Here is a 25811-nt window from a genome sequence, read left to right on the forward strand (position 1 = left end):
AGTTCGATCTAGACATTTTCATGAAAAGTGGACATGGTTATCATGCGCGCCAAAGCAGGAGGTTCCATGGATACGCCCGGCTGATCCGTTTCCACGCGACAGGGGAAGACCGAGCCTCGCAACGCCAAAACCGGACGGGGGATATGGCACAAAAGCATTACGTCCTCGATACCAACGTCCTCATTGAAAATCCGAAATCCATTGCTGCCCTGAGAAACGGGCAGGACAACCAGATCTACATTCCCTACACGGTTCTGGCCGAACTGGACGGCCTGAAAAAGGACCCGCGCATCGGCCATGTCGTGTCACAGGCCGTGCGCGCCATTCTGCATGACGAAAACATCAATGTGTTGGCGCCGGAATTTGCGGTCACTTTGACCGACGAATGGATGGATGACCGCATTCTCAAGGAGATCATGCACATGGCCCCGGAACAGGCCATGCTGATCACCAATGATCGCATCCTTCAGATCAAGGCTCGATGCCACGGCATTCCGTGCGAGGAGTATCGGGATTCCGATCCGTTCCGGTCCGAGTCGCAACGGTACACCGGATTCGTGGAGGACGGCGAGACCGTGATTCCCAACAGTTTCACCTGGGAAAGCGGCATGCCCGTGTTTCATGGCAGTGGCGGTCCCAAACCCGTGAACTACACGCATGAGGTCTGGGGAGTCCGGCCACGCAGCGTGTATCAGAATCTGGCCTTCGAACTGATGCTGGACGAAGACATCGATCTGGTGTCGATTCAGTCCGAGGCCGGATACGGCAAGACGTTTCTGTCCCTGGCTGCGGCCCTGTATCTGACTCTGGAGCGCAAGGACAATGTGTTCCGCAAGATATATCTGGTCAAGCCCGTGGTGGAAATCGGCGCGAAAATGGGGTATCTTCCGGGGGATATCGAGGAGAAGATGCTGCCGTACATCAAGTATGTGCAGGACCTGCTGCTCAAGCTGCACGACGTCCGCAGCGCCAATCGTGTCTTCAAGGACCCGGGCGCGGACAATCTCAGCCTGAATCCCAAACGGTTCGAAATTCAGCCCGTGGCGTTTCTCCGGGGCATGAACATCGAAAACGCCGTGGTCATCGTGGATGAGATGCAGAACCTGTCCCGGGGCGAGACCCGGGCGCTGCTCACCCGCATGGGTGAGGGCGTGAAGTGCATCTGTCTGGGCGATACCCGGCAGGTGGACAACCCGTACCTGAACGAGTCCAACAACGGGTTGAACTGGACCGTGAAGAAACTGAAAGGGTTCAGGAATTACGCGCACATGGTGCTCAAGGGCGACCGTTCGCGCGGGCCCATCACGGACATCGTGCTCAAGGCGAAACTCTAGAAAATCCGCGCCACATCGGAATTCCCGGTGTGGCGCGTCCAAGGATTGGTACATGATTCGGCGCGTTCTGATCCCGCTGGTTGCGGGATTCGTACTGTTTTCGGCTCTGCCGGTTCGGGCGACCCCGCTGGAACCGGCCGCGTTTCCGTCTCTGGAATCCGCCATACGCATCCGGGGGCCGTTGACCTTCTGCGGCGAGCGGGTCCCTCTGGAGGATTCGCAGGTGCGCGAGCGTCTTGAAAAGGAGCTTCTGCTCATGCTTTGGGACCGCGCTCAGATCATCCTGTATCTCAAGCGTTCCACGCGGTTCTTCCCGCATATCGAAAGGGTGTTTTCCGGGGCCGGACTGCCCTCGGACCTGAAGTACGTGGCCGTGATCGAAAGTGCGCTCCTGTCCCACGCCGGGTCGCATGCCGGTGCGCGCGGGGTCTGGCAGTTCATCCGCTCGACGGGCAGGAACTACGGACTGACCGTGAACCGGTACATCGACGACCGGCGCAATTTTCATTTCGCCACCCGGGCCGCTGCCCGGTATTTCCGCGATCTGTACGGCATGTTCGGGTCATGGACCATGGCCTGCGCCGCGTACAACATGGGGGAAAAGGGGCTGGAAAGGCGCGTCAGGCAGCAGAAGGTGTCGAACTACTATCGGCTGCACCTGCCTCTGGAAACCCAGCGCTACATGCTCCGGGCCATTGCCGCGAAGATCATTCTGTCCGATCCGGCCCGGTTCGGATTCCGGCTCGAACCCCGGGACCATTATCCGCCGATCCGGTTCGACCGGGTGCGGCTCAAGACCCGATGGACCGTGCCCGTGGTGGTGATTGCCGAGGCTGCAAAAACGGATTTCAAGGGGATCAAGGACCTGAATCCCCAGCTTCTGGACGATGTGGTGCCGGGCGGGGATCATTCCCTGTTTCTGCCCGAGGGCGCGGCCAGGAATTTTGCCAAACGGTTCCAGCCGCTGATCGAGAAGTATCGTGCCTCGTATCGGGGCAAGAGCTATACCGTGCGGCGGGGCGACACACTGTCCGCCATTGCCCGCAAGCATGGAATGCCTCTGTCCCGGCTGCTCAAGCTCAACGGCATGCACCGCAGGAGCACGATACACCCGGGACAGAAGCTGGTGATCATGAAGTGATGAAGCCGGGCCGCGTCAGGCTTCCAGTTCGGCAATGAGCCATTCCTTGATGGCCGGGGTGAGTTCGAGAATGCCCTTGATGCCGCCGATGTCCTTTTTCAGGTCCGCGGCCAGATCGGGCGGCAGTTTCTTGGAACAGAGCACGGTGGAACCGTAGTTGTCCATGCGCATGAGCACGACCTTGGGTTCTTCCCACGTGTCGATGGCAAAGTAGATGGAATACTCGCCGCTCCGGGTCACCGGGGCGCGCATGGCGTCGCGGTAGTTGTTGTTGCCCCATTCCAGATACATGGTGATGGCGTCCTCGTGAATCATGTCCCAGTTCACTTCGTTGAGCCACTGCTTGCAGGCGTTGACGTCTTCGTTGTTCATGCTTTTCTCCTTTGAGCAAGGGATTGGACCTGATATAATAATAGCATCATGGAAAAATATGGTCCAGACCGGAACAGGGAAACATGAAAAGGATGATGCGGCTGGGTTTCGTATCGAACGTTGTGTACAAGTAAAACCTTTGAAAGAAGGGGAAAAGCGTGAAGCCGAAACGGAGCGACGGAAAGGCTACCAAGGCAAAGCTGCTGGATATCGCCCTGGAAAAGTTCGCGAAAAAGGGGCGTGATGGCGTGGGCATCCGGGAATTGGCCCGGGAAGGGGAAGTCTCCCTGAACACCGTGATGTACCATTTCGAGTCCAAGGAGAACCTGTACCGGGAAGTGGTGACCTATTCCCTGGAGCGGGGGCTCAACTATCAGGAACTGTTCGACATCCATTCCAAGATCGACTTTTCCGACAGGCAGGCTGTTTCCGATGCCATGTTCGGGATCATCCGCACGCTGTTTCTGGAAACCGCGCGCGAGGAGTTCATCCCGCAGTCCGACCTGATCGTGCAGACCGTGTTCGGTCGCGATTCGATCCTGCACAGGACCCTGCTTGAGGGGTTCATGATTTTCGAGAACGGCATGCTGGCCTTTCTCAAGCGCGCCGGCATTGAAATGGCCCGGGAAAAGGCGGTGTTCTGCCACACCCTGATGTGGTCGCAGCTCCTGTACTACGTGAGCGCGCGGGACATGGCCAAGCTCGACCTCGGGCTGGAGGAACTGCCCCCGGATTTCTACGAGCACATTGCGTGGAAGGTGACGCGGGCCTGTTGCAGGGAAGTGGGATTGCCCGATCCTTCGCCCCTGAACTAGTCCGCGTTTTCGGATTCGACCCGGCGGATGCCGATGATGCCGCGCTGACCAAGGGTCTTGAGAAACGCGGCAGTGGAAAGTTCCGCCTCGCGGTTTTGCAACTGGAAGTGCGCGGCCAGAGCCGAGGCTATGTCCCGCACCGAATCCGCGCCGTTGATGCGTTCCCAGACAAACGTGCCCAGACGGTCCAGCTCCAGTTTTCTGATCAGGGGAGCACCGTCCCACAGTCCGGCCCGCGCCGCAATGCGCGCATACCAGGGCCGGAGCGCAAGAGGGTAGTTCAGTCGCACCAGACCGGAGTCCAGATGGTTTTCGGTCACTTCGCGGTTGCGGACCGGAACCATGTCCAGCGCCTGATTCCGATCGAATTCCGGGAGCGGCGTTTTTTTTCTACGCAACTGCATACCGATCACAGATTTCACTGAATTCGCGTTTGGAGATTTTCACGCGGCCGTAGGCTGCCACGGAAAGTATGGCGCTTGTTTCCGGGGGAAGCCAGACCCGTCCCCGGGAAAATTCGTCCCGCCCCAGAAGTCTGCGTATCGGAGAAGCAAGCGTTTCCCCGGCCCATGATATCGTTTCCCGTTCGGTTTCCAGATTTTGACGTTTCGGCAGGAGTTCGGCATGAACTGTGCGGACCCAGTGTTCGAGCGTGCTGTTCTCCAGCAGAACCGATGCCGGGGCATGGCGTTGCAGCAGCAGGAACGTGCCGCGTTTTTTTCCGGGAGTTTCCCTGTTGTCCGGGGAACGGTGGAAAAGCAGGGAAAAGTGGCCGGGGTGAAACGAGAATTCGTGCAGCCGCCAGTCTCCTGCCAATCTGGCGTTCAGGCCGAACGCAGTCCATGGGCGGGTCTTTCCGGCCAGATGATCCCGGAATGAAAACAGGACCCGGGCCGCAGGACTCGTATCCGTCTCCTTGTGAAGAAAGAACTGGATCAGGGCGGCAAGCCCGGTGTCGGGATTGTGGATGATCGCGCCAAGTCCGCGTTCGGATTCCGTGTTCCAGGAAAAGCTCTGAAGCCGCAGCCCGGACCATTCCAGTCGGGTGACCGCATCGGCCCACACCTGAGGCGTCTCTCCCTTGTCCACTGGCTGGAGGCGGGTTTCCCGGAATTCCCTTTCCAGTTTTCTCAGGTGCTTGTCAAAGGAGAACGCTCCCGAAATCTGCTCCCACTTGACCTCGCAGGTCGGACGCTGGTCGGCATGCAGCAGAAATCCGTTTTTTTCCAGAGCCGCGATTTCCCATCCCCGGGGCAGCGAAAGGCTGATTCCGTTCCAGGCTATGCGAGCCATGGCTATCTGGGCACGAAGTCACCGAGGCTCAGACGGACGTTCCTGCCCTTGCCACCCCGGGATTCCCTGTGCTTCTTTTGAAAGCAGTCGAATTCCTGCTCCAGCCTCGACTGCCATGTCATCTTGATGGATACGCCGGGCCTGAGTTCCGGGTCGCGGCTCCACATGAGCACCACGTTCACGGTGTCGTCCTTTTCCGTGAACACCCATTCCCACGCGATCACGTTGTGAAACGGGTCCCCCAGCCAGTTCTGCGCATCCCCGAACTTTTCCTTGTAGAGCTTCAGAAGCCGTTTGAACAGCTTCTGGCTGCGGTCCTCGAACTTGATCTTGATGCGCAGAATCTTTTCCGGATGCACGCAGTTGCCGAAGACCAGACTGCCGCCGCGTACGCCGGGCAGGGTCTCGCCCTTGATGTGCGCTTCGGTCAGAAACGGAGCGTCGGGCATGGGGCTGATGGTGTCGAGGTGGCAGTGCCCCAGATATTTCTGCACGGACTCGCCGAGTTCGAACACGGCCAGCTTGCGCGGTACTCCGCCCGCCAGGGCCGTTGAAGCCGTCAGGACCAGACACAGCAGGATGGGCAGGAATGTTTTTTTCATGACGCCATATTACCGTGTTGAAAAAAACTTGTCCATCGAAGCATCGGTATTTTACACTCTGTGACAGCCCGTCCATTTCGGCGGGATCGGCCGAAAAAACATGGGGGAAAGCATGCGGGCGCTGGCCTATTACATTTTCGCGGTTCTGGGCGGCACGGTGTACGCCGGACAGGTCTGACCGCTGCTGGAAGCGCTCCCGGTCTGGGAGCTCGGGCTGGTCATTCTCGCGCCTCTGGCCGTGGCTTACGTCCTGCGCGATTTTCTGGAGAAACGCTTTGTGGTGCCGAGGCGTTCCTGCCGCCGGTCTCTGGCCCAGTTTCGGCTGGAGCTTGCCCTGTATACCGCAGCCGGGTGCTGCTCGGCCCTGATCATGCTTGTTCTTCACGATATCCCCCTGATGCAGAGCGGCATGAAGTTGGTGCTCGGCATCTTCACCGTGGGGGTGTTCGCCGGGCTGGACGCGTCCTTGTGGCGCGAACAGGCCGTTATCCGCGAGGCCCTTGCCGGAGGCGCCATCTATGATCCTCCGGAACGATTCACCCCTCTGACCCGGCGGTTCTCCCTTGTCTCGGTTAGCGTTCTGCTGCTGGTCACCGTGATTCTGCTTCTGGTGGTGTTCCGAGACGTGCAATGGCTGGCCGGGCGGCTTGCGGATCGGCAGAGCATCCGGGAGCTGGGGCAGGCCGTGTTCTGGGAGATCGTGTTCGTGATGGGGTTGCTCATTGCCATGGTCATCAATCTGGTGCTGGCCTATTCCCGGAATCTGAATCTGCTGTTCCGCAATCAGACCCGCGTGCTGGAGCGGGTCAGCCTCGGCGACCTGACCCGGCTGGTGCCCGTGGCCACCACGGACGAACTCGGCTTCATCGCCGGGCATACGAACCGCATGATCGGCGCGTTGCGCGACCGTTCCCGCATGCGCGAGGGATTGCGCATCGCGCAGGAGGTGCAGCAGCATTTTCTGCCGGATGCGCCTCCGGAAGTGCCGGGTCTGCAACTTGCCGGGGTCAGCCGGTTCAGCGATGAAACCGGCGGGGATTTCTATGATTTCATCGGGTGCGACGACATCGAGTGCGGTCGGCTGGCCGTGGCCGTGGGCGATGTGTCCGGCCACGGCATCGGCGCGGCCCTGCTCATGGCTGCGGGAAGGGCCGTTGTGCGGCAGGGCGCGGCCATGCCCGGTTCGCCGTCCCGGAACATCTCGCTGGCCAATCGGCATCTGGCGCGGGATCTGACCGAGACAGGGCGGTTCATGACCCTGTTCTTTCTGATTCTCGACCCCGCGCATCGCAGCATGGTCTGGATCAACGCCGGACACCAGCCGCCCTTGCTGTATGACCCGGGCTCGGATTCGTTTCGCGAACTGCGCGGAGAGGACATCCCGCTGGGCGTGGAGGAATCCTGGCAGTACCATGAGCACTGGATGGATTATCCCACGGACGGACAGGTGCTGTTGCTGGGCACGGATGGGGCATGGGAGGCGCGGAATGCCAAGGGCGAGATGTTCGGCAATGCGCGCATTCGCGAGATCATTCGGGCCAATGCCCGTGCCGGTGCGCAGGAGATTCTGGATGCCGTGAGCCTGGCCGTGCGGAAATTCCGCGGTGCCGGGGAGCAGGAGGACGACGTGACGCTGGTGGTGATTCGGGCCGATGACCCGGCGTGAGTGAAACCGACGGAAGCGGGGATCAGGCGTTGATGGCCGGAAGCGTGAAGATGAACGTACTGCCCTGACCGACTTCGGATTCCACCCAGATGCGTCCGCCGTAGTGTTCCACGATCTCCCGGCAGATGGTCAGGCCCAGCCCCGTTCCCTTGGGCTTGCTTTCCATGGTGTCGGAGCGGGTCTGGTGGAATTTCTCGAAAATCCGGTTCTGGTCTTCGGCATGGATGCCCATGCCCGTGTCCGCGACTTCCAGCCGTACCTGCCCGAAGCGCGGAAATGCGCGCACCGTGACGCTTCCCTTTTCCGTGAACTTGGCTGCATTGTTCAGCAGATTGATGAGTATCTGCTGCATGCGGTCCGGGTCGGCTTCGATTTCCGGCAGGCCCGAGTCCACTTCCATGATCAGTTCCACGTCCGGGTTCTGGGCGAACATGCCCTTGACCGCCTGTACCGCGAGGTCCACGATTTCACCCATGTTCAGCCGTTCGTCGCGCCAGCCCATGCGGCCGGATTCGATCTTGTTCAGGTCAAGCACGTCGTTGATCAGCCGGGTCAACCGTTCGCCCTCGTGGCTGATGATGAACAGGTTTTCCTGAATGCGCTCGCCCTTGCGCACCAGCTTCTTGTCGTCACCGGCCAGCGGCATGAAATTCTTGGAGAACTCCTTGTTCAGGAGTTTGGCAAAGCCCAGAATCGAGGTCAGGGGTGTACGCAGTTCATGGGAGACCGAGGACAGAAACGCGGATTTCATTTCATCCAGTTCCCGCAGTCGCTGGTTGGCCTCCTCCAGTTCCCGGGCCTTGTTCACGAGGTCCTCGGTACGTTCGCGCACGAGCTGTTCCAGATGCCGGTTGAGTTCAGCCAGCTCCTGTTCCGCCTTCTTGCGTTCCGAGATGTCTTCGAGAATGCCTTCGATGAACACCAAGGTCCCGGCATCGTCGTAGATGGCGCGGGCATTCAGGGAGGTCCAGATGGTCTTGCCGTCCCTGCGGTAGTATTCCGCCTCGAACCGCTTGACCTGTCCGAGTTCGCGCACCTGATCGTAGAATTCCTGAATGCGGTCCGGATTGACCATGATCCGGGAGCTCAGGCTGCGCACGTTGGAAAGGAACTCATCAAGGGATTCATAGCCGAAGATGCGGGCCATGGCCGGGTTGGCGCGGCGCAGGACTCCGTCCGGCGTGGCCTGGAAAATGCCTTCGATCGCGTTTTCGAAAATGCCGCGATACTTTTCCTCGGCCTCCTGCAAGGTCTTGTTCATGGCCTGAAGCTTTTTCTCGCGCGCCTCGATCTCCGAGCTCATGCGCCGGAAGCGCTTGGCTATCTCCAGAAGCTCGGCATGGTAGACTTCGCCGAAATCGTAGGAAAAGTCGCCCTTGGCCACCCGGGCGATGCCCTGCTGGAGCACGGCCAGCGGCTTGTTCAGGAACACGCGCAGAAGCAGGCCGGTCACGGCCAGAATCACGGAGACGGCCACCACGATGATCAGGCTGGAGACCACGAGCTGTTCGTCGAGCAGCTTTTTCTGCCGCGCCAGCGTGAAGTCGATTTCGGCCCGGCCAATGGTGCGGCCCTCGAACACGATGCTGCGCACCTTGCTGAAGTCGGCCTGTGCGCCCGAGAACTTTTCATGGGCAAAGACCACCTCGTTGCGTGAGCCGTAGATGCGGATGCCCTGCACCATTTCGTCATGGGTATAGACCGAACCGATGAGCCGGGCGTTGTCATAGTCCAGATTCCAGATGGGAACCGCCAGAATTTCCGCCACGCTGGTAATGGTGTCCTCGGCCTTTTCCTCGGCCGAATTGCGCATCTCCTGCGACTGTTCCCAATAGGCGTATCCGCCCATGGACAGGGCCACGAGCAGAACGATGAACACAAGGCTGGCCGTCAGGTCCCGGGAAATGGACCTGCCGGTGGAAAAGAACGGTCGCGTCTTTTTCAGCCTGCCTTTGTTGTTCATACGCTTTTCGTATCGCACGAATTGTTTGATTTCGTGAATGATAATGGAGTCGTGTTACACCAGTCGTCGTGGGGTGTCATCCGAATTATAACAGATAATCATTTGAGAGACTGGTTGCGGGCCTTGAAGCGTCACGTTTTTCCACGGCCCGGGTCAGGGCGTCGACAAGGGCTGGCGACGCGTTCCTTTGCAGGAATGCATGCAACTGGACCCGGGAGAGTTCTCTGGGCGTTCCCAGCATGGCGCGGCCCGTGCCCATGTCCTTCATGGCTGCATCCAATGCGGGCAGCGGTCCGGCAACGCATTCGATCTCTCCGGCCGCCAGCCGTTTCATGGCCCGGATCATGTCGTTGTCCCGGATGACCGCGAATTTCTGTCTGACGTTCAGTCCGGGATCATGCCCGGTGCCCGGGATCACGGCCACCCTGTCCGCCGCGCAGTTGGCGCAGCCTGAGTTTCTGCCGGTCCTTGCGCATGATGATTCCGGTGCGCACGGTGTGTATCGGGCCGAGGTCCCGTTCAGAAGTCAGATTCTCGACCTGCGGGGCGAGGATCATGTCGGCCTTGCCCTGTTCCAGACATTGCCACAGTTCCGATCCCGGCACGGCAAGGATGCGGGCCTCCAGCCCGGCCTTGCGAGCCAGTTCCCGGGCCGTGTCCGCATACAGTCCCTGCGTGCTGCCATCGATCTGCTCGGCGAGTCCCGGAGCCTGTGCCAGAAGAATGCGCACGGGCCGATCTTCGGCTCGGGCCGGAATCACTGTTGCCAGAAAAAGGCAGGCCGCCATGGCCATTCGGATCATTCCACGAATTGCTCCCATTGTGAAAGCATAGGGAAATCCCCGGGAGTTGGCAACCTTGCTGCGCTGTTCTTTGATCATGATGCCTTCAGGCGCAGGGCCGAAATGTTTTTTGCCTGGTCAGGCGTTATGTCGATGAACATCACGCCCATGCCGGGCATGGCCTTGCTGTCGCGTACGCTCTTGAGCCAGCGCACGTTGCAGAAGATGGGCCGCGTGCTGCCGAGTTCCGGCACTCGCAGGTAAAGGAATCGCTGATCGCTTGCAGTCCTGTCCGTGCGGATGAAGCAGCCGCCCGGCGAGATATCCATGATGCTTGCCTGTACCGGCTTTGCCAGAAATGGATCGTCTTCCCCGGAAAATTCGCAGTCCAGTACCATGGATATGCGCGCGTGTCCTCGGCAGTGTTCTCCGGCCGCCGCGTCCAGATTGCGGAAGAAGCAGTCCGGGTCATCCAGAAAGGCAACCCCGGTTTCCGGGTGCATGCGGCTGCGCAGCACGGGAAACGTGCCCGCATAACCGAACAGCCGGTCCCTGTCCTGCAACTGGGCCTGCATGACCTTGGCGATTTCGAGCACCAGCCCGGCCACTGCGACTCCCCGCAGATATTCCAGCAGGGAAGGCACGTTGTCCGTGTACACCGGTTCGGTTCCGTCCCGGCAAAGATGTTTGCCGTACGGTTCCGGGGTGTCGGTCAGCACGAATATGCGGGGGCCGGCCAGGGATTGCACGGGCATTGCCTCGCGGAAAAGGGTTTTCGATCCAATATGACCATACGCCCGGCAAAAGGGGCGGTCCATCCCGTTAGAATCCGCATCCGGGTTTTCCGCCGCCCCGGTCGGGTTATCCTTGCGCGCGGTAACGGAAACGCATACACCCCTGCGCATGCCCAAGGTACAAAACATCATAGTCAGTCAGGCCGAGGCCGGACAGAAGCTGGTTCAGTTTCTGGAACGCAGGCTCGGAAGGTCCGTTCCCCGTTCCGCCATCATGCGCTGGATTCGCAAGGGCGAGGTACGTGTGGACAAGGGACGCAAGAAACCGTTCGACCGCGTGGACGCGGGACAGACCGTGCGCATTCCTCCGTTCGAACCCGGAAACGATTCCCGGGCCGTGGCTCCCGCGGATGCCCCGGCCTTGAAGATATCCTATCATGACGATCAACTTCTGGCCGTGGCCAAGCCTGCCGGGCTGGCTGCCCACGGCGGGGACGGGATTACCGACTCCGTGGCCGGACGGTTGCGGCTCATGTTTCCGAATGCGGAATTCACGCCCACGCTGGCGCACCGTCTGGATCGCGACACTTCCGGCATGCTGCTGGTTGCCAGAACCTACGACGTGCTGCGCGAACTCAATGACCTGTTCGCTGCGGGCAAGGTCGGCAAGCTGTATCTCGCTTGGGTGCAGGGCCGTTGGGACGAACCCGGGGTGACCCTGCTTGAGGACCGGATGCAGAAGGAGGGCGCGCCCGGCAGACAGAAGGTGCGTACCGGACGCGGCAAGACCGCGCTGGCCAAGGTCATGGGACTTGTCTCGGGCCGGCATCACAGTCTGGTGGCCGTGCGTCTGCTCACGGGCCGCACCCATCAGATTCGTGTGCAGCTCGCCTCCCGCAATCATCCCATTGCCGGGGACATGAAATACGGTGAACACGGCCGACCGCCCATGCGGTTGCACTGCTACGCCATCCGGCTGCCCGAGCGGACCCTCACTCTGCCCCCGGTCTGGTCCGGCAAGTGGATGGTCCCCCCGGATGCCCTGCGCGAGGCCATCGAACTTCTGTATGAAGAATAGGGAATGCCTTCGGCGACCCTCCCGGGGGGCCGGGCTCTGCCCGGACCCGCCAAGGAGCAGGGCCCCTTGGATCCCCATATGTTTCGAGAAATTGAAGAGGTCGGATACATGCCCTGTCGGGACATGCATCCGGCCTCTTCAATTTCTCGAAACGGGGTGGCTTCAAAAGAGAGACTTGCTTTTCCGCATTTTCCTACGCCGCCATACGAATCGGACAGGCTCCCCCATCCTTCACAGGCGGCGTAGTGCCAAAAAGTTTTGAAGAGTCCAGAGAAACTTTCACGACAAATCCGCAGGACAGCGGATTTGGACGCTGGCTTTGCTGCGCCCGAAGGGTGAGGCCCGGGACGGGCCGAATCAAAGTTTCTCTGGTCGCCGAAGGCCTTGCCTTTTGCCCCTGTCTTGCGCGCATTCGGGTTTCACGGTAGGTTAGAGAAACTCTAGAAAGTATCGGAGAAGACCATCATGCGTGCCTTTTCGAGATTTGCCTTTGTTTTTTCCCTGCTTGCCGGGTTGTTGCTGCTGAATGGCTGCGCCGTGTACGACGTGGCCGTGGAGGAGCGGAATCCCGGGCAGTGGGCCGAGGACAAGAAGACGTCCGCGATCATCGAGGAGCGGTTTCTTGAGGACGAACTGGTCGAGTATCTGCATTTCGACGCCTATACCTATCTCGGTCACGTGTATGTGGTGGGCGAGTACACGAGCCGCGAACAGGTGGATCGGGCCGTGGAGATCGCCAGGGGCGTGAAGGGCGTGCGCGAGGTGACGACCTACCTGTTGCCGAAACGCGACGATCCGACCTGCGGCACTGCCGGGAACATGAACATTTCGGCCAAGCTCAAGAAGGCGCTGGTCAATGATTCCACGATCTGGTCCACGAACATCGACTACGAGGTGCTTCAGTGCCGCGTGGTGCTGCTCGGCATCGTGGGCACGGATGAGGCCAAGGCCGCTGCCGAGGCGCATGCCGCAAGCGTTCCCGGCGTGCGCGGAATCAAGTCCTTCATCACGGTGAACCGCTAGGAGTCGGAATGGCTCGCCGTCACGACCGTCCCCGCGTCTTTGCCCGGATGGCCTGCTGTGCGGCATGTCTGGGCCTGCTGCTGTTTCTGGCTGCGTGCGCAGGTCGGCAACACATCGAGACCGCCCCGCCCGGTGCCAGGCCGCAGTCGGCATCCAGACGCACGGCCGTGGTGCGCACGGCTCATGCACAGATCGGGCGGCCCTATGTCTGGGGCGGGCACTCTCCGGCTCGGGGATTCGATTGTTCGGGGCTGGTCTGGTACGTGTACCGCAGTCACGGCGTGGCTTTGCCGCGCATTTCATGGCAGCAGTTCGGAGCCGGTCGACCGGTTTCCCGGCAGTCGCTTCAGCCCGGTGATCTCGTCTTCTACAAGGTGGTCAAGTCCGGAAAGCAGTTGCACGTGGGGATTGTCACGGGCAGGGGCACGTTCATTCACAGCCCGAGTTCGGGCAGGCATGTCATGGAATCCTCGCTGGCAAACGCCTACTGGCGAAAGCACTACATCGGTGCGCGCCGCATTTTCTGAACAGGCATTTCCCGCAGGGAAAACGCCCCGGCGGAACCATGGTTCCGCCGGGGCGTCTTTTGTTTCGGTTCGGTTGGCCGCTATTCCGGCACGGTATCCATGCTCGCCCATTTGGGTTCGTGCAGGGGCAGGACATGGTCGGCCATGCCCTTTGCCTTGAGCAGGATGTCGTAGGCCTGATTGGCGTTGATGTGGGTGCCGGGCGGAATGACTTCCATTTCCATGGCCCGCACTTCCACGGGCGGGAACAGGTTTTCCAGAATGGTGCAGAAACCGCAGATCAGGACCGAGCCCTTTTCGGTTTCCACGCGCACGGACATGCCGCCTTCGGTGTGGGCCGGGGTGTGGATCATGGTGATGCCGGGCACGACTTCGGTGTCTCCGTTCACGACCACGAGCTGGCCGTTGTCCTCCACATCCTCGATGTAGTCCTCCAGATAGCGGAAATCCAGCGGATGCGGATCGTGGATGTGCTCCAGCTCCTTTTCATGCACGTAGATTTGCGCGTTCACGCACTTGTAGTCGTTCTCGCAATGATCGTTGTGCAGGTGGGTGTGGATGACGATGTCGATGTCCTCGGGCGAGAGGCCGTATTTGGCAAGCCCCTGTTCAAAGGTGTATATCCTGCCGCCGATGGCCTTTTCCCGTTCCTCGGATACGATGGGCTGCATCTCCCCGGTGTCCACCAGAATTTTCCTGTCTCCGCCTTCCATGTACCAGGAATAGATGGGGATGGTGTAGGGCTCGCCGTACCCGTGCTGGTAGGTCATCATGCCCTTGTCGAAAACCTTGGTTCCCATGACGATGGGGTGTATCGTATAGGTGCTCATGCGCCCTGCCTCGTGGTTGAAGGGTTTGTTTTGAACAATGCTCACCGGGGCGGGAATGTCAAGCGCGGCAGGTTTCGGCTGGCTGGCGCGAAAAGGTTCGGAACTGGTGGAAACACCGTTATTTCTAATCTACACGACTTGACCCGGCACTTTGAAGCCGATAGGTAGTTACATTACGGACGGAGTATTCCGGAACAGAGCCGCAGGAAAATGAAAACTCTGTTTCATGCAATGATTTGAACCCGTTGGGCGACTACACCTCTGGACGGGGTACAGCAATCCGCTCACAGGCAAGGAGTGATAACATGGATGTCGAATTGGCAAAGCCCTTCATCAAGGCCGCTGTGGACGTGTTGTCCACCATGGCGTTCATAACCCCCAAGGTCGGCCGGCCGTATGTGAAGAAAAATGCCGTGGCCGTGGGAGACGTTACCGGTCTGGTGGGCATTACCGGTGACAAGAGCGGCAGTGTTTCCATGTCCTTTTCAAAGAAATGTGCGGTCGCCATCGTCAAGAACATGCTTGGCGACGAGATCGAGGACATCATGCAGGACGTCAAGGACGCGGTGGGCGAACTGACCAACATGATTTCCGGACAGGCGCGAGCCGGACTTGCGGAAAGGGGCCTTGTGTTCCAGGGCTCCACGCCTTCGGTCATCATGGGCGACAACCACACCATTTCGCATATGGCAAAATCGCCGATCATGGCGATCCCCTTCTCGACCGAATTTGGAGATTTCACCATCGAATTCTGCTTCGAATAGCCAGTTGGAACGCCAGCCACGGGGAGAGGAAACCATGACCAGTCTAGATGATTTCAGAAACAAGGAATTCCTGGATCAGATCACGATCCTGAATGAAATTTCCGGGACCAAGGACCCCGAGGCACTTCCCGGCCTCGTGGCCCTGCTCAAGGCCCCCGTGGGCGACACCTCAATCGACTACATGGTGGTGAACGCCCTGAACGCCGTGCTTTCCAACAATGAACCCAAGGTCGTGGAAGGGCTGACCGACGAGCACGACGGATATCGCATCCTGTGCATTCGCGTTGCCGGGGAGCATGGATTCAAGAGCGCGGTTCCCGGCCTTGTTGCCATTGCCGAGACCGAGGCCGATCCCGATCGCCTGATGGAGGTGCTGACCTCGCTGGCGCGCATTGCCGATCCCGTGGGTCTGCCCGTGTTCCGCCTCCATCTGGAACACGAGGACCCGTTCATCAAATCCTCGTGCATCGAGGCGCTCGGCAAGCTGGGCGACGAGGAATCCATCGAGTATTTCCGGAATCTGCTCATCGAGAGCGAGGCTCCGGACCGCTACGAGATATGCGAGATCACCACCTGGAAGGCCATCGAGGCCCTGGCCTCGTTCCCGCTGGAGGAAACCCGTGCCTTTCTGGTCTCCCATCTGCATCACAAGAATCCCACGGTACGCCGCATCATCACGGACGCCATGATCACCATCGGCTCGCCCGTGGTACCCATGCTGCTCGATGCGTTCGAGACCGGGGATACGGACATGCGCATCCTGACCGCCAACGTGCTCGGGTTCATCGGCGACCGCAACGGGGCCAATGGCCTTGTCGCCGCCTATGACAAGGGACTGGCCGAAGACCTGAACGTGCGCTATGCCCTGTACGAGGCGCTGGGCCGCATTGGCACCATGAAGGGCATCATCTGCCTTGTGGATGGGTTGCACGAGACCGACGAACTGATTCTCATGGCCGTGGTCGGCGGGCTGGAACGCCACGTCAATCCGGGCATGATTTCCACCCTGACCGACCTGATCTGCAAGGCCGACGCCCAGAGCGATCGTCTGGCCCGCGCCGTGATCAATTCCAAGGCCACGCGCATTTTCGACGCTTTGTACGAGAACGCCGGAGCCGGAGATGCGCTGATTGCGTCCCTTTCCGTTTCCAAGGATTCGGAAATTCAGGAAGAGTTCCGTTCGCTGCTCGCGGAGATCGGTGGGGCAAGGGCCGAGGACGATCTGGCCAAACTGCCGGAGGTCGGCGTGGGAGCGCGCAAGGCGCTGGCCGCGGACGATTCCCGTTCCATGTGCGCCATGCATCGTGCCATTCTCACGGACCTCGGCTTCGAAGCCTTTGTGGCCCCGGACGGGGAAAAGGCGTTCGATTTCATCGAGCAGGGCGAGGAGTTCGACATTATCATCACGGACATGAACATGCCCGTGATGGACGGCATGGAGCTGGTGGGCAAGGTGCGCAACACCCCGGGCTACGAGGACATCCCCATCATCATGGTGACCACCGAGTCCGAAGCTTCCCAGCAGAATCTTGCCGAGAAGGCGGGCGTGACCGCGTTCATCACCAAACCGTTCAAGCCCGACGAGCTCAAGGCCAAGATTACCGAAGTCCTTGGCTAGACTTTCGAAAAATTCCAATGAAAAAGAGGCCGTCTGCGTGCGCAGGCGGTCTCTTTTTCTGTCCTTGTGCAACTACATTCCGGCCAGTGCCTGCCCCCGGTCCGGAAAGAGCGGAAAAATGCGGTCGTAGCCCGAGACCTCGAACACTTCCTGAATGTAGTCCTTGATGCCGCATATGGCGACCTTGCCGGCTGTCTTCTTGAGACGCTGGTAGGCCAGCACGAGCACGCGCAGTCCCGAGCTGTTGATGTAGTCCAGCCCCGAGAAATCGAAGAGCAGGGCGGTTTCCCCGGATTCCAGCAGAGCCAGTACCCTGGTCTCCAGAATCTGGGTTTCCTCCGCGTCCAGACTGCCATCCACAGCCAGAATGGTCACGCCGTTTTCCTTGAGTTCACTCAAAGCCACCGTACACCTCCGTCAATTGCGGCTGTCGCAGCCGTTTTGTGTCAGTTGTTTTTCCAGCAGCAGGATGTTCTTTCCGTTTTCCCGTTTGTACGCGATGTTGTGCATCATGTTTCGGACCAGATGCACGCCCATGCCGCCAATGGGCCGAGCTCGTTCCTCCAGAGGCAGGTCCAGTTCCGGTTCCGGCGCCTCCAGAATGTTGAAGGGTCTGGCATCGTCTTCCAGCCGGATTCGGAGCGTGTCCCGATCCAGGGATATGGAGACCTCTATGGGATGCTCGTCATGGTCGGCATAGCCGTAGGAAATGATGTTGGTGATGAGTTCATCCAGGACCAGAGTCAGATGAAAGACCGTCTTCGACTTCAGTCCGTTGGCCGCGCCGAATTCTTCCACGATGGGCTGGAAGCATTGAAAGCATTGCTGCTTGTTGGTCAAGGTGAAGCTGATGCTTTTTTCGGCCATGCGCATTCCGTCAGATTTTCTTGATCACCACCACGGCGATATCGTCATCCTGCCTGCCGTCGGCAAAGGCGGCCACCGCGTTCATGATCGCGGATTTCACGCCTTCAGCATGTTTATGTGCGTTCTCGCGGATGATGGCAAGGGTTCTTTCCTTGCCGAACATGTGCCCGCTGTTGTTGCGTGCTTCCCAGACGCCGTCCGTGGCCATGACCACGAGCGCGCCCTCGGGCAGGTCGCGTTCCCGCTCCTCGTACTGCGTGCCGGCCAGCACGCCCAGCGGCAGGCCGTCTCCGCCGAGTTCGTCGAATGAATCCGAGTCCGGCATGTACACGAAGGCTGGATCGTGCCCGGCCCGAACCCAGCGGATGCGCGGCGAGCCGGATTTCAGGCGCAGATAGAACAGGGTCAGGAAACGCCCGGTGCCGTCCAGATCGCGGGCAAGGGAATCGTTGATGGTGCCCATGCGTTCGGCCGGGTTCATGTCCAGCCCGGCCAGCGTGTGGAGCTGGCCGCGAGCCGTGGCCATGAGCAGGGCGGACGCCGTGTCGTGCCCGGCCACGTCGCCGAGCACCACGCCCAGTGCCGAGGAACCGTCGCCGGTTTCCAGCGGAATGAAATCATAGTAGTCGCCGCCGGTCCGGTCGCAATAGGAAATGCCCCCGGCAATGTCGTAGCCCTCGGCCACGGGTTCGGCGGAGGGCAGAAGGAGTCGCTGCACTTCCTCGGCCAGCTCCATGTTCCGGCGCAGGCGGACCTGGTCCCGGAGCTTCGGGCCCATGCGGTTGAGCGCGGAGATGAGTATGTCGCGCTCGTCGCCGGTGCGCGTGTCCAGTCGGGCATCGAAGTCCCCGGCGGACAGCTTCTGCGCCATATCCACCAGAGAGAGCAGGGTGCTCGTGACCCGGCGCGTCCCGAACCATGCCAGCAGGGCCGCGAACGCGAGCATGGAACCCACGACCGCGGCGGACAGGTTGCGCATCTCGATGAACAGGGTATCCATTGCCGTCACGATTTCATCGGGCAGGGCATTGACCGTGGTTTCCGGAGCAATGACCAGAAAGGCGACGTTGTGGTCGGCCGTGGCAAAGGCGCAGATGGAGGGCTTGCCCTTGTAGGACAGGGCCATGTGCCCCTGACTCCTTTCCCCCATGGCCGTGATGAGCTGCCGCAATTCTCCCGGCTGATCGAAGCCGAGCCACTCTGGCGAGAATTCCATGCGCCAATGGTGGGAGCCGCTTTCATATTCCTGCTGGGCCAGAATGCTCAGGCCGGGGGCCTCCGTGGCCGGATTCTCCGATTGGAGCACCATGAGATGATCCAGGTTGCGTTCCCATTCCGAGTGCTGCGACATGTCCATGAGCGCGGCGGAAATCGGGATGTCCACCCCGGCCGCGCCCAGAAAGTTTCCGTCCCTGTCCAGAATCGGATAGCTCACGGTGCCCACCCCGCTGCGCAGGGTCGGGTCCACCAGAGGCATGGTCCATGTCAGCGTTTTGGACTTGCGCACCCGGCGAAACCACTCCTGATCCCTCGGGTCGAACATCATGGGAATGCCGCCATGCCCGGGATAGACCATGTGCAGGCCGTTGTTCAGCGAAACATGGAGCCAGTACGCGGCCCCTTCAAGCCCCTGATACAGGTCCGCCATGACCGGACCGATTTGGACGAGTTCCCGGATTTTCCGGTCCTCTCCGTCCTGCGTCCGGGATGCCCCGGGCAGGAAGAATGCGGGATGCGTCATGCTCACGGGAAGCGGTCTGGTCTTGCCCATCATGGTCTGCCGGTAATAGGGCGATCTGGGAGCCGTATCTTCCGGAAGGTTGCGGCCCATGTCGAAATCGCGGGCGAAAACTGGCTGTTCGGCATTGGCGTCCGGGAGGGCGAGCGCCTTTTCGGCCTGCTGCGCCAGAATGCGGGCCACCAGTCCCACGCTCATGGCCCGTTCCTCGACCAGCGTGGCGTAGGTCACGGTCATGCGCTCCATCTCGCCGGTCATGATGTCCAGCAGCTCCGCATGTGTGCGGCTGGAAACCGAGTCCAGAACCCGCAGGCTGACACGACTCATCACCCCCCTGAACACGAACAGGGGAATCAGGCTGAAGGCCAGAAGCACGAAAAAGAATTTCCAGCGAATGCGCAACTTCATGGTTGTCCCGGAATTTGATGGTGCGTTGCCGTTCCCCGTATTGAGCACGAATATCGGGTTTCTGTCCATAGGATGCGGACAGTCTGTAATTATACTTGGAAACAAAGAGGATATTTTCTATAGAGAGGCGATACAAACCCACACATAACATGGACGCCGCTCATGCCGCACCCCAATGATACCCGACGCATCACCAAGACTTCCCTGTTCTCATGGATTTTCTACAGAAACGTGAAGCTTCAGGTTCTGGCTCTGCTCGTGACCGTGGCCATTGCCCTGATGCGCGTGCTTCCTCTTGATTTGCAGAAGCGCATCATCAACGAAGCCATCGGCATGAAGGATCTGGACAAGCTCTTTCTCTACGTGGGGCTGTTCATTGCGTTTCGCACGGCGGCCAGCGGTCTCAAGTACGTGATGAACCTGATGCAGATATACATCGGAGAGCGCACGCTGGTCACGATCCGCACCCGGCTCTACGAGCATCTGCTTTCCCTGCCCATCCAGTTCTACCGCCGTACCTCGCCGGGCAATGTCATCGCCTATCTGGTGACCGAGTTCATTCCCGTGGCCACGTTCATCGGCCAGTCCGTGACCATGCCCGCGGTCAACCTGTTCACGTTCTTCGGCGTGGCCGGGTATCTGTTCTACCTGAATCCCGAGCTCGCGGCCCTGTCCATTTCCGTGTACGTGGTCCAGCTCTTCGTGCTGCCGCAGATCCAGAAGCATTTCCGCCGGGCGAACCGGGTGCGCATGCAGCACACGCAGGAGCTCTCCGGTCTGGTGGGCGAGGCGGTCTCCGGCGTGCACGAGGTGCATTCCAATGCATCCATTCCCCTTGAATCCCGCAAGTTCGGCGTGGCCCTGAACAATCTGTACAAGGCCACCATCAGGATGAACGCCTACAAGTTCGGGATCAAGGCCGTGAACAACCTGTTCCAGAACATGGGCCCGTTCGTGCTGTTTCTGGTGGGTGGCTATCTGGCCATCAAGGGCCGGTTCGATCTCGGTTCCCTTGTGGCCTACCTTGCGGCCTACGACATGATCTACGACCCGTGGAAGGAACTCATGGAGTTCTGGCAGGTCTATCAGGACAGTTCCGTGCGCTACAGGCAGATCATGCGTTCCTTCGACCATGCCCCGGAATTCGAGCAGTGCGTGCAGGGCCGCGAGCCGTACGTGCTGGACAACGATCTGGAGATTCGGGACCTGACGTACGTGGTGGGCGGCAACATCAAGCTGCTGGACCGGGTCAACGTCTCGGTCAGGGGCGGGGAGCACGTGGCGCTGGTGGGGTTTTCCGGCAGCGGAAAGTCCACGCTGGCCCTGTGCGTTGCCCAGTTGTACCGATACAGCGGGGGCAACGTGCTTCTGGGCGGGCACGAGGTCTCGGCCCTGTCCAAGCAGGACATCACCTACAATCTCGGCATGGTGGCCCAGCATCCGTTCATCTTCGACGGCACGGTCAGGGACAACCTGCTGTATTCCTGCGAGGCGCTCGGGCTTCAGGGCGGTTCCTGCGCGGACGGCGGAGACCCCAGCCTCGACAAGCTGATCGAGACCATTCAGCAGGTCGGGCTGTTTCTCGACGTGCTCAGTTTCGGCCTCCGGTCGCGTCTGGACCCGGAAGAGGACCGGGAGCTTGTCGGCGCGGTGATCAATGCCCGGGCCGCGTTTCAGGCCGAGCATGCGGACGGGCTGACCGTGGACGTGGCCGGGGACATCGAGTTCTTCGACCGCACCGAGTACAGCCGCTATCTGACCGTGGCAGAGAACATCGCGTTCGGGGCGCCTCTGAAACAGGAGTTCGACCCCGAGCATCTGCATGCCAACCCGGTGTTCGTGGAGTTCATGGACGCCCACGGGCTGCGCCCCTATCTGGTGAGTCTGGGATCGAATCTGGCCCGGCGCACCGTGGACGCGCTCGGCCCGGAACCCACTGCCGACATGTTCGGCCAGAGCCCGGTGCCCGAGAGCGAATACGAAACCTACCGCACACTGGCCATCCGGCTGGACAGCGACGAACCGCTGTCCGCGAACGAGGAAGGCATGCTGGTCAAGCTGGGGCTGCGGTTCGTGCCCGGACTGCACAAGCTGGCCGGGATGAGCTCGGAATTCATGCGCATGGTCGTGGATTGCCGCGACGACTTCGGGGCACTGATCCGGGAGCGCGATCCCGATGCGTTCAGCTTTTTCGACCAGTCCGAATACATTCACAACCGGAGCATTCAGGACAACATCCTGTTCGGCCGGGTGCGTGCGGATTCGGCCGGGGCCGAGGAGCGGGTCTCCCAGCGCATGTACCAGCTCCTGATCATGGAAGGCGTGCTTGAACCCGTGGTGGAGATGGGACTGCTGTTCCAGGTCGGCAGCATGGGCGACAGGCTGTCCGGCGGCCAGCGTCAGAAGATCGCACTGGCCCGGACCTTTCTCAAGAATCCCGCAGTGATCATTCTGGACGAGGCCACAGCCGCGCTGGACAACAAGTCCCAGACCCGGGTGCAGAACATCATCACGAGCAAGCTCAAGGGCAAATCCACGGTCATTGCCGTGATCCATCGTCTGGACGTACTCAGGTTCTACGACAAGGTCGTGGTGCTCAAGGCGGGCAGGGTCGTGGAGCAGGGTGGCTACGAGGAACTCATGGAGAAAAAGGGAGCATTGCATGAGCTTGTCCAGGGAAGGAAATGACGGCTGCGAATTCGACGAGAACGTGGAACTGCTGCGGACCGTGCCGCATTTCAGCGACATGCCCGTGGAGTCGGTCAGGCGTGTGGCCCTGCTGTGCCGGCGTACGACCTATCGTGCCGGGGACGCCGTGTTTTCGCGCGGGGAAACGGACCGGAACGCGTATGTCGTGATCAGGGGCGAGGCCCGCGTTGTCCTTGACGAACGGGAAATCGGGGAATTTCGCACCGGCGCCTTTTTCGGCGGACTGGGGCTGCTGGACGGGGTGGAGCGGCTTTTCACGGTGCTGGCGCATAGCGGGCTGACCTGTCTGGTTCTGCCCGGGGACAGCATTCGCGAGTATCTGTGTCAGGCCGAAAACGAGCGGGAAATTTTCCTGCGTGTCATGGTCGCCAGAATCGTGGATTGGGAAAAACGGGAGCTGGCCCGGGGGCCCGGACCGCACGATCCGGGCGTGAGCCTGCTATGACGAGGGTTTATGCGCGTTTTCTTGAAAATCGACCTTCATTTTGCTCGAAAACGAGATGATTTTTTGCGTGCGCGCCAAAAATATTTGCACATTTTTCCCTTTTCAGGGGGCTTTTCCCCTTTACAAGCATGGAAAATCGAAGTAGGCCCCTTCTCAACCCAATCGGGACTCTCTCCCTCTCATGAATGCCCCGGCCCGGTTATGCCAGTCTCCGGGCCGGGGCTAGGAAAAACTCCTTCAGATTCCGAAAAGTTACGCATCGAGCCGTCAAGGCCCGCGCTCTTGTTGCGCGGGATTTTTGCTGTTGTGCCGTCCGGTTTTCGGGCGATGCATGCATGAATTCCGGCCCGGGCCGGAGAACCCTTTCAATCGGGGAGGCGACCATGCCAGAACCTGCGGAAAAGGCCACGGAACTGTTTCGGCTCATGAACCGGCATCGCCGGGACGTCTTCAAGTCCTATCAGAGCTTCACTTCGACCATCAAGAAGGGCAGCGCCATCGAGGACAAGTATCAGTCCCTGATCCTCATTGCCTGCTCCATCCTGTCCCAGTGCGACATGTGCATTTCGCTTCACGTGCAGAACGCGGCCGTGCACGGAGCCACGAAGGACGAGATCATCGATGCGGGGCTGCTGGCCGTGGCCATGGGCGGTTCGCCCAAGATGATGTACATGCGCCACGTGTACGAAGAGGTGGAAAAGCTGTTCTGATCCCGGGGATTTTGCGGAAAGCCATTCTCCCGCCGCAGAATTTGCGGTATGCGTGAGACATGGATGAATACCGGTTTGCCGCGCATGTGTATGATCCCGTGGTGGGACCGTTCCTGAAGCCCGTGCACAAGGCGATCGTCCGCGCCATGCGGACGCGCGGCTGCGCCCGGGTTCTGGACCTGTGCTGCGGCACCGGGCTGCTGTCCGGCGAACTGGAGCGGCACGGCATCGAGGCCGTGGGCGTGGACCTGTCCCCGGCCATGCTGCGCGTGGCTCGCGCCAGACACCCGGACGCCACGTTCATCGACGGCGATGCCTCGTCCCTGTTCATCGAGGACGACCAGTTCGACGGCGCAGCCATCTGTTTCGGCCTGCATGAAAAGGACGAGGGCACGGCCCGGGACATCGTGCGCGAGGCCGTGCGCGTGACCCGGCGGTCCGGCCCGGTGGTGATTGCCGACTACCGCGTGCCCGAGCCGGGGCAGGCCCTGTGGATGGGGCTGGGCATCCGCTCGGTGGAGCGATTGGCCGGAGCGGATCACTACCGGCATTTCCAGCATTACCTGCAGGCTGGCGGCACCGAGGCCTTTCTCTCCGGAATGGGGCTGCTCGGCCTGCCTGCACGAACCTTTTTCCATGGCTGGGCCGGGCTATACGTGACCATTGTCTAGCACGTTGTTCCGGAGCCGGGATTTCCTGCGCAAGGCCGTCGATTCCTTTCCGGATTCCGTCGCGGACCTGCGCTCCGAAATCCGGCCGCATGGTTTTACAAAGCGCGCGGTTCCGGGTACATACTGGTGCATGATGGTCCGGGTTGATCACCTCTCATACAATTTCGGCGAATACTGGGCGCTCAAGGATGTGTCCTTTTCTCTGGAAAAGGGCGGATTCCTGTTCCTCACCGGACATTCCGGGGCGGGCAAGACCACCCTGCTGCGACTCCTGTACGGAGCCATGCCCATGATCCGGGGCAGGGCCAAGGTGGCCGGGTTCGAACTCAGCCGTCTGCGCAAGCGCCACATCCCGGAGCTGCGCCGTCGCGTGGGCGTGGTGTTTCAGGATTTCAAGATTCTGCCGAACCGCACCGTGTTCGACAACGTGGCCATGGCTCTGGAGGTCCGGGGCATGCCGCGTCAGCATCTGGAACGGCGGGTGCGGGCCATTGTTCGCGCCCTCGGACTGGAGACCAAGTCCTACACCCCGTGCCGCCGCCTTTCCGGCGGAGAGCAGCAGCGCGTGGCCATCGCCCGATCCATGGTCGCGAATCCGGAGCTCATTCTTGCGGACGAGCCTACCGGAAATCTGGATGTCGAACTGACCATGCATCTCATGGAAATATTCAAGCAGTTCAATACGTACGGCACCACCATCATCATGGCCACCCACAGCCGAGAGGTGCTGGAGTGCGTGCCCGAGGCCCGGATTCTCCATCTGCGGGACGGCCGCGCCGTGTCGCCGGACGGCGATCCCATTGATGATGACGAGGAGGACGAGGCATGATCGGTCAGCTCTTCCGGCTCACCGGACGCGGACTGGCCGACCTGCGGCTGCATCCCTTTGCCCAGCTTCTGACCCTTGTGGCCGTGGCCATGGTCACTCTGCTCATCGGCGTGATTCTCACGGGCCTGCACAACGTGAATCTGGAGCTGCTCAAGTCCCGGGGCCGGGCCGAGTTTCAGATATACTGGAAGCAGGGCGCGGACGTGGATGCGGTTTCCCGGGACGTGGAAACCATCGGCTCCCTCGACCATCTGTCCGAACTCAAGACCTTCACGCCCTCGGACGCACTGACCGAACTGGCCGGAACTCTGGGACAGGCCGGAGATTTTTCCTGGCTCGCGGATACCAATCCCCTGCCGTACACGGCGCTGGTCTCGTTTGCCGTGCCTCCGGAAAAGCAGGAGCAGGGCTGGGCCGGCGACCTGCTTTCGCGCATCAAGTCCCTGCCCGGTGTGGAAACCGTGACCTACACCCCGCTGCAGCCCGATCTGGGGCAGGGGTGGATATCCCTGTCGCAGGCCATTGTCTGGCCTTTGCTGGGGTTTCTCGCGCTCGTGGTGGCCCTTGTGGTGCACAATACCATCAAGCTTTCCCTGCTCACGCGCATGGACGAAGTGGAGATTCTTGCCCTTGTCGGAGCCAAGCCGTGGTTCATTCGCTGGCCTCTGCTCACGGGCGGGCTGGTGCAGGGGCTGCTCGGTTCCGCGGCCGGGATCGGCCTGCTGCGTTCCCTGTTTCTGTTCACGCAGGATGCCCTGAATTTTCCGCCTCTGTTCATCCGGCTGGAATTCCTGCCCATGGAGTATGCCCTGATACTTGGCGGAGCCGTGACACTCGTGTCCACGGCCAGCAGCTGGGTCGCAGTGCGCTAGCAGTTTGCGGGGGCGGTTCG

27 protein-coding genes are annotated in these 25811 nt (G+C 60.5%); 15 read left to right on the plus strand and 12 right to left on the minus strand.

What is annotated here, in order from left to right:
* Positions 1-143 precede the first annotated feature (143 nt).
* Positions 144-1334: a PhoH family protein gene (locus MPN23_RS14580; protein WP_243544934.1), complete on the plus strand. Its 1191-nt coding sequence runs from the start codon at positions 144-146 to the stop codon at positions 1332-1334.
* Positions 1335-1386: 52 nt separating this feature from the next.
* The gene (locus MPN23_RS14585; RefSeq protein WP_243544935.1) at positions 1387-2475 is read left to right on the plus strand and encodes a lytic transglycosylase domain-containing protein; all 1089 of its coding nucleotides are present in this window, start codon (positions 1387-1389) and stop codon (positions 2473-2475) included.
* A gap of 15 nt (positions 2476-2490) precedes the next feature.
* Here the strand turns inward: MPN23_RS14585 and MPN23_RS14590 are convergent, their stop codons facing one another.
* A complete protein-coding gene (locus MPN23_RS14590; protein ID WP_243544936.1) occupies positions 2491-2847 on the minus strand; it encodes a DVU0772 family protein in 357 nt (118 codons plus the stop codon).
* A gap of 158 nt (positions 2848-3005) precedes the next feature.
* Here MPN23_RS14590 and MPN23_RS14595 point away from each other — a divergent pair, with 158 nt between their 5' ends.
* Positions 3006-3662, plus strand: a complete 657-nt coding sequence (locus tag MPN23_RS14595; protein WP_243544937.1) for a TetR/AcrR family transcriptional regulator — start codon at positions 3006-3008, stop codon at positions 3660-3662.
* Here the strand turns inward: MPN23_RS14595 and MPN23_RS14600 are convergent.
* Genes MPN23_RS14600 through MPN23_RS14610 form a run of 3 tightly spaced genes read right to left on the minus strand, consistent with a single transcriptional unit; the run spans position 3659 to position 5557 of the window.
* Complete coding sequence (locus MPN23_RS14600) at positions 3659-4066, minus strand: PqqD family protein (protein ID WP_243544938.1); 408 nt, start codon at positions 4064-4066, stop codon at positions 3659-3661. The genes MPN23_RS14595 and MPN23_RS14600 overlap by 4 nt on opposite strands.
* Positions 4053-4955 carry a hypothetical protein gene (locus MPN23_RS14605; RefSeq protein ID WP_243544939.1) on the minus strand — a complete coding sequence of 301 codons (903 nt, stop codon included), beginning with the start codon at positions 4953-4955 and terminating at the stop codon, positions 4053-4055. The genes MPN23_RS14600 and MPN23_RS14605 overlap by 14 nt, the downstream gene beginning before the upstream one ends.
* Before the next feature lie 2 nt (positions 4956-4957).
* Positions 4958-5557, minus strand: coding sequence for a hypothetical protein (locus MPN23_RS14610; RefSeq protein ID WP_243544940.1), 600 nt, complete (start codon positions 5555-5557; stop codon positions 4958-4960).
* A 184-nt stretch (positions 5558-5741) separates the two neighbouring features.
* Here MPN23_RS14610 and MPN23_RS14615 point away from each other — a divergent pair, with 184 nt between their 5' ends.
* Positions 5742-7223, plus strand: a complete 1482-nt coding sequence (locus MPN23_RS14615) for a PP2C family protein-serine/threonine phosphatase (protein ID WP_341540115.1) — start codon at positions 5742-5744, stop codon at positions 7221-7223.
* A gap of 22 nt (positions 7224-7245) precedes the next feature.
* Here MPN23_RS14615 and MPN23_RS14620 read toward each other — a convergent pair whose 3' ends face one another.
* The 4 genes from MPN23_RS14620 to MPN23_RS14635 all read right to left on the minus strand — a co-directional run bounded on the left by MPN23_RS14620 (position 7246) and on the right by MPN23_RS14635 (position 10723).
* A complete protein-coding gene (locus MPN23_RS14620) occupies positions 7246-9186 on the minus strand; it encodes a sensor histidine kinase (RefSeq protein ID WP_243544942.1) in 1941 nt (646 codons plus the stop codon).
* A gap of 85 nt (positions 9187-9271) precedes the next feature.
* Complete coding sequence (locus MPN23_RS14625; RefSeq protein WP_243544943.1) at positions 9272-9610, minus strand: hypothetical protein; 339 nt, start codon at positions 9608-9610, stop codon at positions 9272-9274.
* A complete protein-coding gene (locus MPN23_RS14630) occupies positions 9582-10067 on the minus strand; it encodes a type 2 periplasmic-binding domain-containing protein (RefSeq protein ID WP_243544944.1) in 486 nt (161 codons plus the stop codon). The genes MPN23_RS14625 and MPN23_RS14630 overlap by 29 nt, the downstream gene beginning before the upstream one ends.
* Positions 10064-10723 (minus strand): PilZ domain-containing protein, encoded by a 660-nt coding sequence (locus tag MPN23_RS14635; RefSeq protein ID WP_243544945.1) that lies wholly within the window; start codon positions 10721-10723, stop codon positions 10064-10066. Before MPN23_RS14635 ends, MPN23_RS14630 begins: the two co-directional genes overlap by 4 nt.
* Before the next feature lie 148 nt (positions 10724-10871).
* Here MPN23_RS14635 and MPN23_RS14640 point away from each other — a divergent pair, with 148 nt between their 5' ends.
* From MPN23_RS14640 to MPN23_RS14650, 3 genes are all read left to right on the plus strand, one after another.
* The gene (locus MPN23_RS14640; protein ID WP_243544946.1) at positions 10872-11780 is read left to right on the plus strand and encodes an RluA family pseudouridine synthase; all 909 of its coding nucleotides are present in this window, start codon (positions 10872-10874) and stop codon (positions 11778-11780) included.
* A gap of 465 nt (positions 11781-12245) precedes the next feature.
* Complete coding sequence (locus tag MPN23_RS14645; RefSeq protein WP_243544947.1) at positions 12246-12803, plus strand: BON domain-containing protein; 558 nt, start codon at positions 12246-12248, stop codon at positions 12801-12803.
* An 8-nt stretch (positions 12804-12811) separates the two neighbouring features.
* The gene (locus MPN23_RS14650) at positions 12812-13330 is read left to right on the plus strand and encodes a C40 family peptidase (protein ID WP_243544948.1); all 519 of its coding nucleotides are present in this window, start codon (positions 12812-12814) and stop codon (positions 13328-13330) included.
* A gap of 80 nt (positions 13331-13410) precedes the next feature.
* Here MPN23_RS14650 and MPN23_RS14655 read toward each other — a convergent pair whose 3' ends face one another.
* Positions 13411-14160 carry an N-acyl homoserine lactonase family protein gene (locus MPN23_RS14655; RefSeq protein ID WP_243544949.1) on the minus strand — a complete coding sequence of 250 codons (750 nt, stop codon included), beginning with the start codon at positions 14158-14160 and terminating at the stop codon, positions 13411-13413.
* Positions 14161-14465: 305 nt separating this feature from the next.
* On the opposite strand from MPN23_RS14655, the gene MPN23_RS14660 reads away from it, so the two are divergent.
* The gene (locus MPN23_RS14660) at positions 14466-14924 is read left to right on the plus strand and encodes a chemotaxis protein CheX (protein WP_243544950.1); all 459 of its coding nucleotides are present in this window, start codon (positions 14466-14468) and stop codon (positions 14922-14924) included.
* A gap of 34 nt (positions 14925-14958) precedes the next feature.
* On the plus strand, positions 14959-16542 hold the full coding sequence (locus MPN23_RS14665; protein ID WP_243544951.1) for a HEAT repeat domain-containing protein: 1584 nt from the start codon (positions 14959-14961) through the stop codon (positions 16540-16542).
* Between the two features lie 72 nt (positions 16543-16614).
* Here MPN23_RS14665 and MPN23_RS14670 read toward each other — a convergent pair whose 3' ends face one another.
* The 3 genes from MPN23_RS14670 to MPN23_RS14680 are packed head-to-tail and all read right to left on the minus strand — an operon-like array spanning position 16615 to position 19555.
* A complete protein-coding gene (locus MPN23_RS14670; protein WP_243544952.1) occupies positions 16615-16947 on the minus strand; it encodes an STAS domain-containing protein in 333 nt (110 codons plus the stop codon).
* A gap of 12 nt (positions 16948-16959) precedes the next feature.
* Positions 16960-17409, minus strand: a complete 450-nt coding sequence (locus MPN23_RS14675; protein ID WP_243544953.1) for an ATP-binding protein — start codon at positions 17407-17409, stop codon at positions 16960-16962.
* A 10-nt stretch (positions 17410-17419) separates the two neighbouring features.
* Complete coding sequence (locus MPN23_RS14680; protein WP_243544954.1) at positions 17420-19555, minus strand: SpoIIE family protein phosphatase; 2136 nt, start codon at positions 19553-19555, stop codon at positions 17420-17422.
* 162 nt (positions 19556-19717) lie between these two features.
* Between MPN23_RS14680 and MPN23_RS14685 the strand changes: the two genes are divergently transcribed.
* The 6 genes from MPN23_RS14685 (at position 19718) to MPN23_RS14710 (ending at position 25791) form a co-directional block, all read left to right on the plus strand.
* Positions 19718-22243, plus strand: a complete 2526-nt coding sequence (locus tag MPN23_RS14685; protein WP_243544955.1) for an ABC transporter transmembrane domain-containing protein — start codon at positions 19718-19720, stop codon at positions 22241-22243.
* Positions 22218-22709, plus strand: a complete 492-nt coding sequence (locus MPN23_RS14690; RefSeq protein WP_243544956.1) for a Crp/Fnr family transcriptional regulator — start codon at positions 22218-22220, stop codon at positions 22707-22709. The genes MPN23_RS14685 and MPN23_RS14690 overlap by 26 nt, the downstream gene beginning before the upstream one ends.
* A 383-nt stretch (positions 22710-23092) precedes the next feature.
* Entirely contained in the window at positions 23093-23419 is a 327-nt protein-coding gene (locus MPN23_RS14695) for a carboxymuconolactone decarboxylase family protein (protein ID WP_243544957.1), read from the plus strand.
* 59 nt (positions 23420-23478) lie between these two features.
* On the plus strand, positions 23479-24090 hold the full coding sequence (locus MPN23_RS14700) for a class I SAM-dependent methyltransferase (protein WP_243544958.1): 612 nt from the start codon (positions 23479-23481) through the stop codon (positions 24088-24090).
* Positions 24091-24223: 133 nt separating this feature from the next.
* Complete coding sequence (gene ftsE, locus MPN23_RS14705) at positions 24224-24919, plus strand: cell division ATP-binding protein FtsE (protein ID WP_243547403.1); 696 nt, start codon at positions 24224-24226, stop codon at positions 24917-24919.
* Positions 24916-25791, plus strand: a complete 876-nt coding sequence (locus MPN23_RS14710; RefSeq protein ID WP_243544959.1) for a cell division protein FtsX — start codon at positions 24916-24918, stop codon at positions 25789-25791. The genes ftsE and MPN23_RS14710 overlap by 4 nt, the downstream gene beginning before the upstream one ends.
* Positions 25792-25811: the final 20 nt, after the last annotated feature.

Origin of the sequence: Pseudodesulfovibrio tunisiensis (assembly GCF_022809775.1) — a bacterium.
Lineage (GTDB): Bacteria > Desulfobacterota > Desulfovibrionia > Desulfovibrionales > Desulfovibrionaceae > Pseudodesulfovibrio > Pseudodesulfovibrio tunisiensis.